Source organism: Acidipila rosea, from assembly GCF_004339725.1.
GTDB lineage: Bacteria > Acidobacteriota > Terriglobia > Terriglobales > Acidobacteriaceae > Acidipila > Acidipila rosea.
Map to the genome: position 1 here is coordinate 244307 of NZ_SMGK01000006.1, position 18078 is coordinate 262384.

Below are 18078 nucleotides of genomic sequence, written 5' to 3' on the forward strand. Positions count from 1 at the left end.
GCAGGCATCTATTTCCAATACGGAACTGATGTAACGTTTACGCATAGGTGCTGATGCTCTTCGCGTTGCGCTCCCTGCGCTCAGCGGTGATGCGCTCGACATAGCCGCTCTCGCGCAGCGCGGCGAGAGGGTCTTCGGGCAGGCCACGGGTGCGGCGCCAGTCGCGCAGCGTCGGTCGCACATCCTGCCAGAAGGCGTCGCGGAAGCACTCCTCGGCCTCGACGGTGCGTGAGCTATCCTGCAGTTCGCGGAGCCGCGGCCGGTCAATGAGTGCGGCCTTGGCGTAAAGCTCCTGGGCGGTGACAACGCTCTGGACCATGGCCTCGAGCTTGCCCTTGATGTTGTGGCTCTGGTCGATCATGAAGGCGATATCGGCGCTTCCACCCGCCCCCTGCTCATGAATCTCATGGAAGATGCGGAAGAGTTGATAAGGATCGATGGAGCCGAGGGTGAGGTCGTCGTCGGCGAAGCGGCGGTCGTTGAAATGGAAGCCGCCGAGGGCGTTGAGGTGCAGGAGCCAGGCTACGATCTGCTCAATATTCTGCGCCTGATAGTGGTGGCCGGTGTCTACCAGGACGCGGGCCTGGGGTCCGGCGCTGCGGGCGAGCTCCAGGGCCATGCCCCAGTCGGCAACGTCGGTGTGATAGAAGGCAGGCTCAAACGGCTTATATTCGACCAGCATGCGTTGACCCGGGACGAGGGCGGCATGCAGGGCGCTCAGCGACTCTTCCATCCAGCCGATACGGCGGCTAATGCTCTGCGTGCCCGGGTAGTTCGAGCCGTCGGCGATCCAGAGCGAGATGTCGCGGGAGCCGACGGCGGCGGCAATCGCAGCCGACTCGATCATGTGGCTGGTGGCGCGTTCGCGGATGGCAGGGTCGGGGTTGGCAATCGAGCCGAACTTGTACTCCTGATCCTGGAAGAGGTTGGGATTGATGGAGCCGGCGCGGATGCCGTATTTCGCCTCGAGCGCCTTGATGGCCCCGGCATCTTTGACGCCCTGGGGCAGATCCCACTGCACGTGAAGAGCAAGGGTGGGGGTGACGCCTGTGAGCGCATGGACCTGGGCAGCGTCGGCAAACTTCTCCTCAATTGTCGAGGCGGCGGCAGCCTGCTGGAACTTGCCGAAGCGGGTACCGGTGTTTGCGAATCCCCAGGAGGGTATTTCGATCTGGAAGGTGTCGAGGGCTCGGGATATCTGCTCCATAAATTCCTCCGGGGCACTTGCTGTTAAAAGGTAAAGCGTGAAACAAGAACGCGAAACGACATACTACTACATTTTAGAAACTTCGTATCTATTGGAACTCTAGTAACGGGTCAGCTCTTTGCATGCGATCACCATGAGGGGCCCGGTTTTGATTCAATAGGAACTATATTTCCATTCCATCTCTAATCCGGTACGATGATCCGGGTCGAGACACTGATCGAAAACTTGCGATTGAGGGATGCGTGGGGCCGAATCCGTTTATAGGCGTTGTTTTTCACTGGATAGGAGGGCTGGCGTCGGCGAGCTGCTATCTGCCGTTCCGCGGCATCCGGCGCTGGTCGTGGGAGATCTATTGGCTGCTGCAGGGCGTCTTCAGCTGGATCATCGCGCCGCTGTTCTTTGCCGGGCTGCTGGTGCCGGACCTGTTTTCGGTATTGCATGCCGCGCCTGCTTCGAGCCTGTTCTATGCATGGTTCTGGGGGCTGCTGTGGGGCGTGGGAGGGCTGACCTTCGGGCTGTCAGTCCGCTATCTCGGGATCGCACTGGGATATCCGATCGCCCTGGGGCTGTGTACGGCGTTTGGCACGCTGATGCCACCGATCTTCAGCGGGCAGATGGGAGCGATTGCCCATTCGACCTCAGGGCAGGTGATCCTGCTGGGTATCGGCGTGTGCATGGCGGCAATTGTGGTGAGCGGGGCCGCGGGCAAATCGAAGGAAAGTGAACTGACGGCCGAGGAGAAGCAGGCAACGGTGGAGGAGTTCTCCTATCCGAAGGGGCTGGCGGTGGCGATCTTCGCCGGGATCATGAGCGCCTGCTTTGCCTATGGGCTGGCTGCGGGCAAACCGATTGCAGAGATTGCACGGGTGCGGCTGGCCGCCAATGGTCGTGCGGACCTGTGGCAAAACCTGCCCGTGCTGGTGGTGGTGCTGTGGGGAGGGTTCATGACGAACTTCCTGTGGTGCGCGTGGCTGATTGTGAAGAATCGCTCAGTGGCGCAGTATGCGGGCGAGGCAGCGGATGGTGGCTCGCCAGTGCAGGGACGCGCGCTGCTGATGAACTACTTCATGGCGGCAGTGGCGGGCGTTACGTGGTACTTCCAGTTCTTCTTCTATTCGATCGGACAGACGAAGATGGGCAAGTATGACTTCTCCAGCTGGACGCTGCATATGGCGAGCATCATCCTGTTTTCGACGATCTGGGGAATCATGCTGAAGGAGTGGCGCGGAACAAGCAGCCGGACGCGGTGGCTGGTGGGCTTTGGGATTTTCCTGCTGATAGCTTCGACGGTGATCGTGGGCTACGGCAACTATCTCAAGGTAGGAGAGGATAGCGCGAAGCCTGTAGCTACTTCTTTTCTTCGTGGTACTCCTGCTCGGTATTGATCTCCCACAGCACCTTTTTATCGAGGTTGCCGGAGAGGATGCCGTCCACGGCGGTCATGGCGGTGAGCATTGAATGATCCTGGTTGTTGTACTTGTGCATGCCGTTGCGACCAACCAGGAACAGGTTCTCGAAGCGCTCCATGTAGCGGATAATTTCATCGAAGCGGTCATAGGTCCCGAAGTATGCCGGGTATGTCTTGGGCACGCGGACGACGTGGGCATCGAGGACATCGGCTGCCTTGAGGATGCCTATCTTTTCTATCTCGGCGATGGCGAACTTCTTGAGGTCTTCATCCTGCATCTTCCACAGGTCGTCGCGGTCGTAGCAGAAGTACTCGAGCCCGATCCATGTCTTGTCAGGATCGGCAACCATATAAGGGCTCCAGTTATTGAAGATCTGCAGGCGGCCTACCAGCACATCGGGCTCCTGAATGTAAATCCATGTGTCCTTGAGCGGGGAGCCATCAGGTTCAGTGACGGTGAGCTTGTTGACGAGGAGGCCAACCGTGACGAAGTCGCGGTAGATGAGACCATCGCTGATCTGTTTTATCTCCGCGGGAATCTCCACATCGAGACTGCGAATGAGTTCGCGCACGGGCATTGTGGAGAAAACATAATCTGCGCGAAAGGTTCTACGGTCGCCCGAGTGGCTGGTGGCCTCGACGGAGGCGATGCGATTGCCTTCAACGTGAAGCGCTGTAACGCGCCAGCCCATGTGCAGTTCACCGCCTCCCTGCGTTACCAGGTCAGCGGCATGCTCCCATAACTGTCCCGGGCCGTATTTGGGATAGAGAAACTTCTCGATGAGTGAAGTCTCTGTACCTTTCTGGGATAAGTCGGTGGGCTTCTTTTTGGAAAAAGTTGTCTTCAAAAAGTGCAGGACGGCAGTACGAAGCGAGAGCCCTTTAATGCGCTGCGCGCCCCACTCGGCGCTGATGTGGTCGCAGGGAACACCCCATACCTTTTCCGTATAGGACTTGAAGAAAGTGAGATAGAGTTCGCGCCCGAAGCGGTTGATGAGGAAGTCTTCGAGGGTAGTTTCATTCTTGCGCGGAAACAGCCTGGCGGCGAGATAGCTGATGCCTATCTTCAAGGTGCGCCATGCGCCAAGCTGCTTGAGGGTCTTTGCATTCAGAGCGAGAGGGTAGTCAAAGAAGCTGCGCAGAAAATAGATGCGGCTCTTGCGCGGGCGTACCAGCATGACAAGATCAGTGTTTTCGGCGGAGGCCTGCCCGGTAGCGACCGTGCGCTGCTTGTTCTGATACTGAATGGAATGGTTGTCGCCGCTTTCGCAGGCGGCAACAGGCAGCAGGGCAGTCCACCAGTTCATGACACGATCGCTCTTGGAAAAAAAGCGATGGCCGCCGATGTCCATGCGGTTGCCGTTGTGGCGAATGGTGCGGGAGATGCCGCCGATCTCATGGCTCGCTTCGAGCACGATGGGCTGAATCTCCGACCGGCGCACAAACTCCAGCGCGGCGGTCAGGCCGGCGGGGCCTGCTCCTATGATGACGGCGTTCTGCTTTGTCGGCATTGCATTCTCCGGAGATGCGCTGGTTGCCTGGCTTAACTATGACTCAGCACAATCCGTAAAAATCTCCTGGAGATCTATAGAGGTATTGACTGAAAGCGATATTCATCCTGCGGCGGTCACCACTGCAGCAGCTTCCCTACTCGATTATCTAAACGAGTAAGCAGGGAGTCAAACCAACTCCATGTGTGAAGAGAGCGCACTGTAATCTCCGGAAGGTAAGTGCGTAGTCAGGGAGTTGCACTTCTAGTACTTAGTTTCCGGGTAAGTGCGTCGAGGAAAATGTCTTGACTTTTCAGAATTCGCTGCTGTGCTTCAGGGATTGCGAACCAGGCGCCCCGGTCCACTTCCGGAAATTCGGTCAGGCGGCCGGAGTGCGGCGGCCACTCCAGTTGGAAGAGGTTGCTCCTGAGATCGATCGGATCACGATCGCCTTCAAAGGCCCATGCAGTGACTAACTTACCGCCTGCCTGCTTAGCTGTGCCAAGCTCAAGGAAAGGTCCATCAGCGACGAAGCCGGTCTCTTCTTTGAATTCGCGCAGAGCCGCCTGCAGCGGATCTTCCCCTGCCGTGTATTCGCCTTTGGGCAAGGACCATGCGCCAAGGTCCTTCTTTGCCCAGAATGGGCCGCCGGGGTGAACGAGGAAGACTTCAAGATGGTGATTCCGGCGGCGATACATCAGCAAGCCTGCACTTTGCTTTGCCACGAGAGATTGCCCCTGTTGAAGTATGAAGTATAGCGATGCAGATGGCCTGTGCGAGGACTGGATGCTGCCGTGGCCGTAACCTTCTGATTACGGATTTGTGGTAGGATTCGCTTTATTCATGGAGGATGTATGCCTCGCTACTCCAGACGTGATCTCCTCAAAACAGGGCTTGCTGCAGGCGCGATGGCGAGCCTCGGAAGTCTCCCTTTGCGAGCGCAACCCCGGACGGCAACCGACTGGGTTACGCTTGGACGTTCGGATGTGAAAGTAACGCGGCTGGCCTTCGGCACGGGCAGCTTCAGCGGTGCTGTGCAGCGCGGGTTAGGCCAGGAGCAGTTCACCCGGCTGGTGCGCTATGCGTATGACCAGGGGATTCGCTTCTTCGAAACGGCCGAGTCCTATGGAGATATGCACCGGATGCTAGGGGTAGCGCTTACGGGTATTCCGCGAGAGAACTACAGGCTGATGTCGAAGGTGACGACACGCGAAGGCATCGATCCGCAGGCCAAGCTCGATGAGCTGCGCCGTCTTGCGAAGACCGAGTATTTCGACATTATGTTGTTGCACTGGCAGCACACGGCTACCTGGCCCGCCGACAGCGCGCGGTGGCAGGACGCCATCCTGCAGGCGCAGGCGAAGAAGGAAATTATCAGCCGAGGAGCGTCTGTGCACGGGCTGCCGGCCCTGCGACAGGTGCCGAAGGACGAGTGGCTGCAGGTGGCGATGATTCGCGTGAACCACAAGGGCACGCGCATGGACGCTGAGAACTTCGATACGGACGGGCTTGGCAACGTGAGCGAGGTGGTTTCGCACATCAAGCAGGCGCGCCAGAACGGACTGGGCGTCATCAGCATGAAGCTGATCGGTGAAGGCACGTTTGACCGGGCGGACAGGCAGGCGGCGATGAAGTTCGCATTTCAGAATGCGGGCGTGGATAGCGTAACGGTCGGCTACAAAAATACTGCCGAGATCGATGAGGCGATCGACAACCTGAATCGGGCGCTCGCGTAGCCCTGCTTGTTAGAAGCACAGGTTTACAGCCTCCGGGGCCTTTTAGTGAAAGGCCCATCCGATCGAGAGCACCCCGCCAACATTGTTGGGGGGTGTTCCTATCTGGGGCTGGTTGTCGTAATAGTCGTAAATGGTAAAGCGGACGTAGGAACCTTGAATCAGGCTGTAATATGCGCTTTGATTCAGCGTCATGCGAAAACGGCCCGCATCGGTGATACCGGGATAGAGCCACGCAGAGGTCGTGAAGTTGATAGAGCTGAAGCGATAGAACGCCGCTTCCAGGGCAAGCGCTCCGTCCATGGATCGCTGCCGTTCAGAGCGGATTCCCGTAGAAGAAGGCTGGTTTATCTGATCCGTATAGGCCAGTCCGAGGGTGCCTGCCACGCTTGAGTGTCTATTCATGACAAGGTACCTTTCAAAGCCCGCTCCTATCGTGGATCGAAGGGAAACATTCTGCTGGCTGCTCGACAGAAAATTCGCAAGCGCGCCCGCGTAGTTCCTCGACTGCCTGATCTGCCGATACACCGCGCTTTGGATAAGCATTTCATTCGTATTTTTTGCATTGGCCTGGGTTGCGAACTGATCGCTGAGAGAGAGCTGCGCTCTTCGCATGGCGGAGGTATAGGCGACGCTCCCCTGGACGGTGGCCGACTGCTGGGAATTTGTGCCGGTAAAGCTGAGGCCGGTATCGACGTTGCCGTGAAGGTTCGACCACAGAGTTGAGCCAACGGGTTCGATTGCCGTGATAGCGGACAGAGGAAACTGCTCCTGCGAAGGTTCCGCCCCAGCCGGAGAAGACTGCTGCCTGCTGACGTGAAGAGGGCCTTGCGTCCGCGCTCCTGAGAAGGCGTGCACGGCGAATATCTGCGTGCTCTCAATTTTCTGGACCTTGCTCCAGTCAATGACAACCGCGTTCTTCGCGTAGCTCGGCTGGATGGTCAGCTCGCCATTTTTCAAGGAACGAATCTCTCCGGTTATCTTGTCGCCATTTTGAAGGATGACCACATCATCCGAGCGTCTGGCGGCGGCAAACGCAGGCACGGCAACAAGGAAGAGCAACGCGAGAATACGAATCTGCGAGCCGGCAGCAGCAGGTAGAAAGTGCAATGGAATATTCATTCCGCAGATTGCTTTCAGTTCCCAATGTCCTGGTTGATTGGTGTTTGTACGATAGTAAGCTAAATATATGCAGCGCTGCGAAGCAGATGTGATTCCGACGCTTTAGATGTTCTTCCGTGCGGGCAGACGAGAGAGTGTTGCTGATGTTGCGGAGCGTTCTCGGCCAGTGTGCGGCTTTCCAGTTCGCTCTTGCGTCATAAAGTTTTCTACATGAACATATTGCGGGCCCATCGTTCAGACAGAGAAGAAGGGAAGGCGTTCCTGCGCGTAGGTGCGAGAGCGTTGGTGCTTTGGCTGGCGTGTGGCCTGGGGATGGCCGGATCGCCGGCTCTGCACGCGCAGAGCTCCACCGGCGAACTGCGCCTGCATATAAGCGATTCGCAGGGACTGGCGCTCCCATCCCAGGTAACGATCGTCAGCGAGGCAAACAGAGTTCATGAGAGTCTGCTGCCGGATGAGCACGGCGACCTGATTGTGCCTCGTCTTCCGTTTGGGGAGTATGTGGTGACGGTGGAGCACGCGGGATTTGGGCCGGTGACGCAGATGGCGGACATCCACTCGGCACTCCCTGAAAAGCTGACGATTACGCTGCGACCGGCAACTGCACAGAGCTCCGTGGTGGTGAGTGGCTCGCAGACGCTGCTCGATCCGGAACTTGCCGGAGCCGTGAATCGCATTGGCAAACGGCAGATTGAAGATCGCCAGATTTCGCTGCCCGGGCGCGGGCTGGTCGATCTGGTGAATGAAGAGCCAGGATGGCTGTATGAGGGCAATGCAGTGTTGCACCCTCGCGGCTCGGAATACCAGACGCAGTTCGTGCTGAACGGCATTCCCCTGACGGACAATCGCTCGCCCGGATTTGGATCGCAGATTGAAACTTCCGATGTGCAGTCTGTGGCTATCTATACCGCAGGCATTCCCGCCGAGTATGGCCGCAAAATGGGAGGCGTGATCGAGGTCAACACGCTGCGCGATCTGCGCAGGGGGCTGCACGGGACAGCGATGCTCGCTGGCGGGAGCTTCGCGACCGCCAACGGCTATGGCGCTGCCGACTACGGCTGGGGAAAGAATAGCGCTGGAGTCAGCGCGAGCGGCGCCTATACGGACTGGTTCGAGAACCCTCCTGTGCTCCAGAACTATACCAACAACGCGACTACTGGCAGCTTCTCAGGAGACTACGAGCGGCAGTTTTCAAGCCAGGATCGGCTGACCGCTACGGTACGGCACGAATTTGCGCGACTGCAGGTGCCGAATGAGCAGCTGCAGGAGGCGGCCGGTCAGTCACAGCACCGGAGCACGCTTGAAACGATGGGGACAGCTGCGTGGCAGCATATCTTCTCGACCGCCGTGCTGACAGACGTGAGAGGAATGGTGCGTGATGACACCGTGCTGCTGTCATCCAATGCTGCCTCAACGCCTATCATTGCCGGGCAGGATCGCGGCTTTCGCGAAGGATACGGAAAGGCAACGATTACGCTCGAGCACGGGCGGCAGGAGTTTAAAGCCGGAGTGGAGGGTGATTTCATGAACCTTCACGAGGGCTTCAACTATCAGATTACCGATCCGTCGCAGTTTGACCCCGGCACCCCACGTGCTTTTGACTTTTTCGAGCGTGGCAGGGATCGCGAACAGGCGGTCTTTATTGAGGACAACGCGCACCTCGGTGCATGGACGATCGCGCCGGGGCTGCGATGGGATAACTATGAGCTGGTGGTCGATCAGAACGCATTAAGTCCACGCCTGGCGATCTCGCGCTATTTCCGCAAGGCAGCCCTGATGACGCACGTTTCGTACGATCGCGTTTTTCAGACGCCTGCCTTTGAGAACCTGCTGCTTTCGAGTTCCCCAAAGGTGATTTCTCTTGACCCGCAGGTATTGCGTGAGCCTGTGCGACCCTCGCTTGGAAACTATTTTGAGGCTGGTGTAACCAAGGGCCTGCTCGAAAAAATCCGGGTGGATGCGAACTACTATGTCCGCCGTTTCAGCAACTTTGCGGATGACAACCCGCTGCTCGATACCTCGATCAGCTTTCCCATTGCGTTTCGCCGGGCTTCAATCTATGGCGCGGAGGCTAAGATCAGCGTGCCGCGTTGGGGCATTGTTTCCGGCAACGCCAGCTACTCCTACATGGTTGGATCAGCGTTTCTTCCGGTTACGGGTGGTCTGTTCCTCGGCGACTCCGCTACGCAGGCGCTGGCCCAGACCAGCGGGCGGCTATGGGTTTCCCAGGACCAGCGGAATACGGTGCGAACGCGCTGGGTGGTGCATCTGCCTCGGGGACTCTGGGCTGCATCGGGCATGGAGTACGGCTCGGGACTGCCGGTGGACTTCGATGGCACCCGCGAACAGGCGCTGGCGCAGTATGGAGCGCAGCTCGTGAACCGGGTGAACTTCAGCCGCGGCAGAGTGGATCCGATGCTTGCCTTCGACGCCTCAATGGGAGCGGAGTGGCACAGGAAGAACCACACCACGATGCGCCTGCAGGCAGACGGAGAAAACCTGAACAACCGCATCAACCTGATCGACTTTGCAGGAATGTTCTCAGGTAATGCCGTAGCGCCGCCCCGCAGCTGGGGGCTGACGCTGACCATGGAGTTTTGAGGCAGGCGAGGTGAGTCGGGGAGCGCTGTTCAAGCCTGCCGTCTTTACTCCTCCCGCATGAGCGTGGAGGGATCGACGGCCAGCGCGCGCCGGGCTGGAATGGCGGACGCTGCAATCCCCAACAGCGCCATTGTCAGCACTGCGCCCCCTATCACCAGAGGATCCCGCGGATTTGCCTGATAGACAATCTGCCGAAGCAGCCTGCTGGCGAAGATACCTGCCACCAGGCCTACCGCCGCGCCCGCGCCGAGCAGGGCAATGGGACGGCCGACAGCCGCTCTGCGGGTTTCTCACGTCCAGCGGATGCAGCAGGACTGCATTCAGCACACCGAAGACAACGACGTTCGCTCCAATGCCCAGCATCAGCGTAACCACAGCTACGAGTGTGAACGTGGGAGACTTACGAAGCATGCGAAGCGCGTAGCGAACATCCTGCAGCAGATTTTCCACCAACGGCAGGCTCTTTTCAGCATGGTAGTTTTCCCGAACCGCCTCCACTGCACCGAACTTCAGTCGGGCGTGACGGCGTGCTTCCGTGGGAGCCATGCCCGCGCGGACGTGCTCTTCTGTCAGGGCTGCGATATGCGACTCCATCTCTTCCCTGAGCCGTTCGTCGCCTGGCCATTCGCTGCTGCCGCGCCTCGTCGCGACATTGCGAAGGCGCGTGAAGAACCGTTTCGTGGCTCTCATGCCAGATCCTGCGCGTTTACTTCAAAGAACCGTGCGATGATCGCGGCGGTCTGCTCCCAGTCCTGCTTTTCGGCTGCCAGCAATTTTCGTCCGGCACGCGTTAAGCCATAGAAGCGAGCACGGCGGTTGTTTTCTGACGCGCCCCACTCCGATGCGATGGCGCCCTCCTGCTCAAGCCTCAGCAGGACCGGATAAAGTGTGCCCTGATTCAGCGAAAGCAGGTCGCCGCTGATCTGCTCAATGCGCCGGGCTATGCCGTACCCGTGCAGCGGCCCCAGCACATCCAGGGTCTTCAGGACCATGAGCGCCAGCGTTCCCTGCGGGACATCTCTTTTCTGTTTCACGCGACATCATCCCGTACAGCTTTCATGTTGTTTACCAAAAGGAGAATGCCATAGCTCCACTGGGAAAGCAACAGGTGAATGTTTTGCCACACTGTGTAGCATCCTGCCTGCGGCTCCAGCGCAGCAGGCATGCCTCCATGCGAGGACGATGAGCGTCTGGATGGAAAAGTCGAGATATTAGTCGAAGAGCGAAGGGAATGGAAAGGTTGTTGGAAGGGGTGCTCAAGCCGATGAAAGCGAGCGCCTAGAGTCCCGATTTTTGCTATTGGGAGTCTGCCGGTAGTTTTAGACTTTTGTAAATTGTTGATTTGATTGGTTGCGGGGGTAGGATTTGAACCTACGACCTTTGGGTTATGAGGGCCGCTATAAACTGATTCTAAAAGACTTAATGCGGCGCGGATGATACCGAAGCACCTTTAGGAATCAGTAACATACAGATCGTACTCGTTAAGCGCGCTCCAATTTGCGCCCCAATTCTGGGCTTCATTTCATTCCAATTCAGTTTCGCCTTGCCGGATTCAAATATTCTATATTTCCGAATTACACTATCTGTAATTCATGTATACTGGCGTTGGAGCCAAAGAGAGGCAGTAGTTGCATGGACGTCCGCTTCAAAGACCCAAAGCTCGACCGGCTGGAGACGGACCCGACATACGACGCTGGCTTTTCCCAAGCGATTGTAACGGCTTACCGGAACCGTATGCAGGTCATCCGGGCAGCCCCAGACGAACGGGTCTTCTACAGCTTGAAGTCATTGCATTTTGAGAAATTGAAGGGCAATCGCAGCTCCCAGCATTCGATGAGGTTGAACAAACAGTGGCGGCTCATCATCGAGTTTGAAGGGGTGGCTCCCAACAAGCTCGTAGCGGTGATTAGCATCGAGGACTACCACTGAATGAAGCAAGAGAGGTGATGATCGTGGAGGTAATGGAGAGAACTCCGGCTGAGGTGTTTCCTCCGGGTGAGTTCATTCGGGAGGAAATCGAAGCGCGTGGATGGAGCCAGGTGGAACTTGCAGAGATTCTCGGGCGTCCTCCCCGCTTGGTAAGTGAGCTGATTGCCGGCAAGCGGGCAATCACGCCGGAAACGGCAAAGGGGTTGGGAGAGGCTTTCAATACTGGAGCGCAGTTCTGGATGAACCTTGAAAGTTCGTACCGGCTCGCTCAGGTCAAGCAGGACGGCAGTAATTCCGTTTCAAGACGGGCGAAGTTGTACGAGAAGGCTCCGGTAAAGGAGATGATGCGGCGGTATTGGATTCAGCCGACCGAGAACATCGATGTTCTGGAGAAGAGTGTGCTGGACTTCTTGCATATCAAGTCTCTTGATGAGCAGCCGCAGTTGTTGCCGCATGCGGCTCGGAAGTCCACCTCATATGCCGAACATAGCCCAGCAGAGCAGGCTTGGCTCTTTCGGGCGCGTCAACTCGCACAGGCGGTAGATGTGAAGCCGTTCTCGGAGATGGGGTTCGCATCAGCTCTTGCGAGGTTTAAGAATATGCTGCGCGATCCTGAAGATGCGCGTCAGGTGCCACGAGTCCTGGCGGATGCGGGTGTTAGGTTTCTTGTGGTTGAAACTTTGCCGCAAACCCGAATTGATGGCGCATGTTTATGGCTGAATGAGAAGTCTCCAGTGATCGCGGTATCGCTGCGCTTTGATCGGATCGATGGGTTTTGGCACACGGTGTTACACGAGTGCGCACATGTGAAGTATAAGGACGGCTTGGAAGATGGAGGGTTACTTGATACTGACCTGGTGGGAGAAGGCGCTGGAACGGTCGAAGAAAAGCCCGCAATTGAAAAGCGTGCGGATGAGTTCGCCGCTGACTTCTCGATCCAGAAAAGTGATTTGGACAATTTTATCTTGAGGGTCCGGCCTCTTTTCTCCAAAACCAAGATTCAAGGCTTGTCCGCTCGATTGAATGTTCATCAGGGCATCGTGGTCGGCCAGCTTCAGCATCGCAAGGCGATTCCGTATTCTCACAGCCGGGAAATGCTGGCGAAGGTGCGCCATATTGTGACTGAGGCGGCGCTGACAGATGGTTTTGGCAGCTTTTTGACGACTGCGGTTTGATCTCAACTCTGAGGGAAAAAATGTCTTATAACGAACAACTCCAGCGCATAGTGAAGAAGTACGAGGACGCAGGGAATCCTCTTCCGGCCACTGCGCACGACATCGCACTCTGGGCCATCGAACAGGGCCTATGGGAACCGCAGCGTTCGACCGTGGTGGACCGCTGTGCGGAGGAGATCGCCCGTGCAATGCGCGAAGAGCACATCACCGATCCGCAAGGTCGTCGTGTCCGCGTAAAGCATGTTGCGACCGTGGAGCGAAACGGCAGACAGGCGGCGTTTTGGGCGGATATGCGGACGGCGCCACGCGAGCACATGGAGATTGCCTTCCAGCAACGCCGGCAGCAGATTGTGGGTGACTGCCGACAACTGAAATGGGATGTGGACAGCTACAACCAGAACCACAACGCGGGGGAAGATCTTCAGATGGTTTTCGACTTTACGCTTGACCTGGAAGAGATTGAGGCGCTTGCGGCCATCGCTTAGCGCTTGACCGACTTAGTCTGGCACGAAGAAAGGACAACCATGAAGGAACCCGGATTAGATAATCGTCATCGCGACAAGAACCCACCGAAGGCTGGCGAGATTCAGCAGAAGCGTGGGGATACCTTCAACAAGAATTTACCAAAACCAATTACTGAGTTTTCGCCAAATGCAAAGCTCGCGACCATGCGGGCGGAAACGGGCAAAACAAGCGTAGAAGCTGTGCGAAGAGCAGCCAAGCGACTGCGCCCTTGAAAACGGTAACGCAGTCGCTCGCGGCCACTCAAGCAGCACTTCCGTCAGTTCGCGGAGCAACGATATCTGGTTCCTCAGGGCAGTGGACGCGTTTCATGGTACGTACTGCCGTAGGTACGAGGAGATGCTGATATTGTCTAAAGCAGGTTCTCTTCCATGTTATTGTTGCTACTGTTTTTCCTGCTCTTTGCGATAGGAACTATTGTTGCGTATTGGTTATCGTCCGCGTCGAGGGTGAAAAAGCGGATGCAGGAAGCCCTGTCGCCTCTTGAGGAACTGGACACAGAGTCGCACCGCCTGCGACAAAGTCTCCAGAATGAGATGGAGCTTTCGTCGAGTCAATACATTCAAGAAGTTCACTCGGCGCGTCTCAAGGCGATTCCCTTGGACGAGATGAAAAAGCACACAACTGGTCTGCGCCTGCAGGCCCTTAAGGATGTGGGCATTTGGTCGGTTGCCGATTTGCAAGGGTGGAACGAGTATCGAGTTTCGCAAGTGCGAGGGGTCGGTCCCAAGTCTGCAAGCGCCATCGTCCGGGCGGTTGCCATAATCACAGCGTCAGCAAAAGCTGTCCCAATTAATCATCCTGCCCCTCCATTCTCCGGCGATACGGAACGTCAATTGATGCAGGCACTCTATCGCCAACATTGGTTTGATACGTACATTGCTGAACAGACCGATGCATTTGGTAAAGCTCTGGCTTTACATCAAAGCACACGTGATGAGGTTGCAACAAAGGTCGGCTTTAGCTATTGGCTATGGAAGTTCGGTTCCAACGAGACAATTCGTCACAACATAAATCGAGCGAACTCGATGATCGGAACTTTGGAGGAGGCTGGCGCTCGATCCATGCGAGACGGATTCTCAACTTTGCTCAGTGAGTGTCGTTCCGTTTGTGCCAACCGCGTTTCTGACGAGTCAATCATTCAGGATTTTTATGAAAACCACGATCTCTACGATTCCTGGTTGACCAGACAGCTCGTACAGGGAGGAAGCAAATCTCGTGCAAAACCGATGTTGCAACAGATAGCGCCAAATGCTATGGCGGCGTCAGATCTCGTTCATGTTGAATTTGGCCGCGTAGTTCCCGGCCCTCCTCCGGCACCAACGGGAGGAAACCGACCCGTCTCCGCTTCGGTGGAGACAAACCCACGGCATTCGGAAGCGTTGGTCTCCGTCAGAATTGGTTCGGATATTGTTCATCCAATGACGGAATTTGCACTCCCTGTTGCACAGCGCGCAGCAAGATCAAAGGATCTGCGATGGCTCACGAGAGGCGAGTCCATTCAAATTCAAGGCCACACCCTATCTCATGGCTTTGTCTATGTCGGGAAGGGCATCAACTCCGAAGAGCACTATGCTCTCAATCCTTGGATAGCAGCAAAAGCGACAGCTTCCACACCGTCGGACTTGGCTGGGTACTACTTCAGCTATCCCTCTTTAAACCCGGAACAGCGTTCGCGCTATCTCGATTGGCTCGCCGAAGGTGCTTCGTCTTCGATCGAGTCTGGTTTTGGAATGTTGTATTTCTACGGTATCGAGCGGCGTGTTCTGGATCTCATTCAAGGGAGTGTTTCCAATCCTCCCACACATGAGTTAGAGCAACTTCTCGAAGAAGTACATCGCCTTGGGGACCTCTTTAAAGAGAAGCCAGGGAGTGTGACACAGTGCTGCCTGCGCCTGTCAGATTTTGCGGCAGCACGCGCCTTTGATGGAACTTCTGTTCCAGAGTTGCCGAAAGCATGGGTTAGAACCTACGAACTCCCTTTCATCGTGCGGTATGGCATCGGATGTTTCATGAGGGATGACAGACCGATTCCAGCGGAGTGGGCTCTTCGCTGGGCTTACGCGGAGCCAACGATTTATCTGAGAACGCCCGCCGCCCGATGCCCGCTGGAATTTGAAGCGGCGTTCGCTGTTGTCTATCGAGAGAAGTTTGGCTACGGGCTCATAGTTCCCGCCAACAAGACCAAGCTCAAGCTGGTGTATCAACCTGGTTGGCCCATGCACCTGGAACCGGAGATTAAGTATGAGTTTTCCGGGATTCCCGATGTCGCCGCTCTCAGCGCACCGCAGCAAACGCTTAAGGCCGTAGTCGAACAAAGCACGGAGATGATCGATGGGTACAGTCGCTATCTTGGACGAAACACAGCGAAGGCAGGAACGCTCGAGGCATTTCTCAATCTCCCTCTGAGCTTCTGGCCACCCACGGAAAGAGATCGCTGGCAAGCATTCTTGACCTCCCTTGTTGATCCAATGGAGCCGGTAACGTTTGAATCGCTGCTGCGAGGACTTGGATACGTGGGAGATCCGGCGCTTGCGAAGATTACGGAGATTGTTGCGAATCTCAACCGCACTCTCGTCGGTTTCGAACCCGACATTCTTGCAGGAGCGCGCCGGCCAAAGCCTTTGGAAATGGTTGTTCTCTTTCGCCTCACATCCCAGTCCGATTCCGATCGGACCACAAATGAATACAAGAAGGCATCGCTGACTGTTTCCCTATCGGCGTGCATTGCTCTGGCAGATGGCCATGCCAGCGAAGAAGAAGCTGCGGCAGTCGAAGCGATGATCGCATCTTGGCAACATCTTCACCTCGACCTGCGTACTCGATTGCGCGCCCAATACCAGCTGCAGGTTCGACAAGGAATTTCTCTGGCGAGCTTTACATCGCGTTTTTCGAGTCTGACGGCGGACGGGAGGATGCAATTGGCGCTGGCTTTATCTTCCTTGGCAACGGTGGACGGAAACATTGCTGCCACCGAAGTGAAACTGCTGGAACAGGTATACAAGACTCTCGGACTAGAGCCGCAGTTGCTCTATAGTCATCTGTACGGCGGCAGTCAGCGCGCACACCCATTGGAGTCTCCGGCACTCTCGACCCCGTCGTAAGAAGGAACAGCGAAGGTGCGAGCCACCTCCGCCAGTGCGTGCGCAGCGCCGGAAGGCGCGGACGGTTCATGTGAATGAGTGTTTGCATGTGCTCCTTTCATTTGCGTTTCGGTGAGTGGCACTCCCCGTTGCAATGACTGGAGCGAAGGTAAGGCTGAAGCGGGCGCATGGCCATTGCAGAATCGGAGGGGGGTGTGCAGGTTCTGCACACCCCCACAACGTCAAAGGAAAGAGCGCATCTTCAGCCCGTCGGGTGGGTAGAAACGCTCTCCTGCGAAAGCAGGAGCACCGACAAGAGGGTGGGAAGACGGGCATTTGCGGAGCAAAAAAGGGCGTCCAGCCGATGCCGGACGCCCGAATGAAATGCAGTGGAATTAGGCTGCTTTACTTGCCTTCGCGGTGGTTTTCTTGACAGGCTGTTTCTGCTTTGCTTCTGCCTTCGCTTGCTTGGCTGCAAACTCCGCTTCCACGGCTGTACGGACCTTTGCTACGTCCACACGATGCCGCTTGGCGGTAGCGGTCAGCACATCAGTCTCTCCCTGCGAGGCCGATTCGACGCTGCCGAGCAAGACGATTTCGACGATGAACTTAGACAGTCCGCTCTCGTCCATTTGCCGCAAAAGCCGCTGTAGCGCCTTCTGCACCTGCGGGTACGTTACTTCGCTGGCAGAACCCTCTACCATCTTGTGCCGCCGCGCCAGTGTTTCCCGGCGCAATGGTTCGGTCTTTTCGAGCATGGCGTTTGCAATCAGTGCAAGGTCGGCACGGTCAAGCGGTGCGCCTACCTTCCTGAGCACTTCCGCCAATGCACGGTGACGCACGGTGGTTTCGAGCTTGTGCCTCTCAAGCTCCCTGCGGCGTTGTTCCCGCTCCTTCGCCAGTTGCGCCGGGTCGGGGGTGTGACGGTTTGCGAAGTGTACGGCGCAGCCTGGCTCCGCGCACACCTTGACCGTATGCCCACGCTCTGCGCCGTCCACCACAATCGCCTCGGCCATGTGTTTGCATGGCTTCTGGTAAGGCGAGAGCGGCTGCTTTACCTTCGCTGGATTGGTGAGTTGCAGTGCAACATAGCGGTTCCGGGGGAGTACAGCGCCGTCATCGCGCGATCCGTGGGCGGTGGTGATCTGTACCAGCTTCGGGTCCGCCTCAATCTGTCGTCCCACGAATTTACCGACCTTGTTGTTCAGACAGGTTGCGTCGGTGCATTGGTCGCGGTGGCTCACATCCCCAAACAGCAGGGTATTGAACCCGGTGCGTTTAGGACACTCGGCGCAACTTCCCGCCTCCGGTACAAGCGTTGCGTCGTTCTTGTCGAACGGAACGGAGTCGAGCGAGAGCAAGATGTTCTGCTCAATCCATGCTGTGAAGTCGCGCACTGGCAGCACCACACGGGAGTCCTTGCCGCCGTTCCATACGGTACGGAAAGCAGAATCGAAGGCGCGTTGCTGCTCCGTTTGTGGCAGCTTGGCGATTTCGAGAGCATGACCGACACCGATCTGGTCGGCCAGAAACGCTTCCGCGATGGACGGCAGGAGTTCCACCAACTTCAATCTCTGAGCGATAAAGGCCGCACTCTTACCGGCCTTCGCCGCCAGACTGTTGATGTCATACTGCAATCCATCTGTATGCAAGAGCGCATGAAAGGCCAGTGCTTCCTCAAGCGGATGCACTCCTTCGCGTTGGATGTTTTCAACTTATCTTTAGTCCTTCAGAAGCAGTCCATGACGTCTACGACGTGCCATTTCACAACGTCGTGGAATTGTTAACTGTAGAGCGTCTATGACGTG

15 protein-coding genes are annotated in these 18078 nt (G+C 56.8%); 8 read left to right on the forward strand and 7 right to left on the reverse strand.

The window, feature by feature from the left end; all coding sequences use genetic code 11:
• Window positions 1-37: 37 nt before the first annotated feature.
• The gene (locus C7378_RS16140; protein ID WP_131999012.1) at window positions 38-1207 is read right to left on the reverse strand and encodes a sugar isomerase; all 1170 of its coding nucleotides are present in this window, start codon (window positions 1205-1207) and stop codon (window positions 38-40) included.
• A 242-nt stretch (window positions 1208-1449) separates the two neighbouring features.
• Here C7378_RS16140 and rhaT point away from each other — a divergent pair, with 242 nt between their 5' ends.
• Complete coding sequence (gene rhaT, locus C7378_RS16145; RefSeq protein ID WP_131999014.1) at window positions 1450-2592, forward strand: L-rhamnose/proton symporter RhaT; 1143 nt, start codon at window positions 1450-1452, stop codon at window positions 2590-2592.
• On the opposite strand, the gene C7378_RS16150 is transcribed toward rhaT, so the two are convergent.
• Together C7378_RS16150 and C7378_RS16155 are read right to left on the reverse strand one after the other, a co-directional pair.
• Entirely contained in the window at window positions 2555-4126 is a 1572-nt protein-coding gene (locus C7378_RS16150; RefSeq protein ID WP_131999016.1) for an NAD(P)/FAD-dependent oxidoreductase, read from the reverse strand. The two genes, rhaT and C7378_RS16150, sit on opposite strands and share 38 nt — an antisense overlap.
• A 227-nt stretch (window positions 4127-4353) precedes the next feature.
• Window positions 4354-4830, reverse strand: a complete 477-nt coding sequence (locus C7378_RS16155) for an NUDIX hydrolase (protein ID WP_131999018.1) — start codon at window positions 4828-4830, stop codon at window positions 4354-4356.
• A 129-nt stretch (window positions 4831-4959) separates the two neighbouring features.
• Here C7378_RS16155 and C7378_RS16160 point away from each other — a divergent pair, with 129 nt between their 5' ends.
• Window positions 4960-5841: an aldo/keto reductase gene (locus tag C7378_RS16160; RefSeq protein ID WP_131999020.1), complete on the forward strand. Its 882-nt coding sequence runs from the start codon at window positions 4960-4962 to the stop codon at window positions 5839-5841.
• A 42-nt stretch (window positions 5842-5883) separates the two neighbouring features.
• Here the strand turns inward: C7378_RS16160 and C7378_RS16165 are convergent, their stop codons facing one another.
• Window positions 5884-6960, reverse strand: a complete 1077-nt coding sequence (locus tag C7378_RS16165; RefSeq protein ID WP_131999022.1) for a DUF481 domain-containing protein — start codon at window positions 6958-6960, stop codon at window positions 5884-5886.
• Between the two features lie 312 nt (window positions 6961-7272).
• On the opposite strand from C7378_RS16165, the gene C7378_RS16170 reads away from it, so the two are divergent.
• The gene (locus C7378_RS16170; protein ID WP_131999024.1) at window positions 7273-9561 is read left to right on the forward strand and encodes a TonB-dependent receptor; all 2289 of its coding nucleotides are present in this window, start codon (window positions 7273-7275) and stop codon (window positions 9559-9561) included.
• On the opposite strand, the gene C7378_RS18015 is transcribed toward C7378_RS16170, so the two are convergent.
• Window positions 9502-10251: a permease prefix domain 1-containing protein gene (locus C7378_RS18015; protein WP_243648309.1), complete on the reverse strand. Its 750-nt coding sequence runs from the start codon at window positions 10249-10251 to the stop codon at window positions 9502-9504. The two genes, C7378_RS16170 and C7378_RS18015, sit on opposite strands and share 60 nt — an antisense overlap.
• A complete protein-coding gene (locus C7378_RS16180; RefSeq protein ID WP_131999026.1) occupies window positions 10248-10595 on the reverse strand; it encodes a PadR family transcriptional regulator in 348 nt (115 codons plus the stop codon). The genes C7378_RS18015 and C7378_RS16180 overlap by 4 nt, the downstream gene beginning before the upstream one ends.
• A gap of 598 nt (window positions 10596-11193) precedes the next feature.
• Here C7378_RS16180 and C7378_RS16185 point away from each other — a divergent pair.
• The 5 genes from C7378_RS16185 (at window position 11194) to C7378_RS16205 (ending at window position 16291) form a co-directional block, all read left to right on the forward strand.
• Window positions 11194-11490 carry a type II toxin-antitoxin system RelE/ParE family toxin gene (locus C7378_RS16185; RefSeq protein ID WP_131999028.1) on the forward strand — a complete coding sequence of 99 codons (297 nt, stop codon included), beginning with the start codon at window positions 11194-11196 and terminating at the stop codon, window positions 11488-11490.
• Between the two features lie 17 nt (window positions 11491-11507).
• A complete protein-coding gene (locus C7378_RS16190) occupies window positions 11508-12665 on the forward strand; it encodes a HigA family addiction module antitoxin (protein ID WP_243648313.1) in 1158 nt (385 codons plus the stop codon).
• A 20-nt stretch (window positions 12666-12685) separates the two neighbouring features.
• Window positions 12686-13150: a hypothetical protein gene (locus C7378_RS16195; protein ID WP_131999032.1), complete on the forward strand. Its 465-nt coding sequence runs from the start codon at window positions 12686-12688 to the stop codon at window positions 13148-13150.
• Between the two features lie 39 nt (window positions 13151-13189).
• Window positions 13190-13402 (forward strand): hypothetical protein, encoded by a 213-nt coding sequence (locus tag C7378_RS16200; protein WP_131999034.1) that lies wholly within the window; start codon window positions 13190-13192, stop codon window positions 13400-13402.
• A gap of 246 nt (window positions 13403-13648) precedes the next feature.
• Window positions 13649-16291, forward strand: a complete 2643-nt coding sequence (locus C7378_RS16205; protein ID WP_165876854.1) for a TerB N-terminal domain-containing protein — start codon at window positions 13649-13651, stop codon at window positions 16289-16291.
• 374 nt (window positions 16292-16665) lie between these two features.
• Here C7378_RS16205 and C7378_RS16210 read toward each other — a convergent pair whose 3' ends face one another.
• Window positions 16666-17961 (reverse strand): ParB/RepB/Spo0J family partition protein, encoded by a 1296-nt coding sequence (locus tag C7378_RS16210; RefSeq protein WP_131999038.1) that lies wholly within the window; start codon window positions 17959-17961, stop codon window positions 16666-16668.
• Between the last annotated feature and the right edge of the window lie 117 nt (window positions 17962-18078).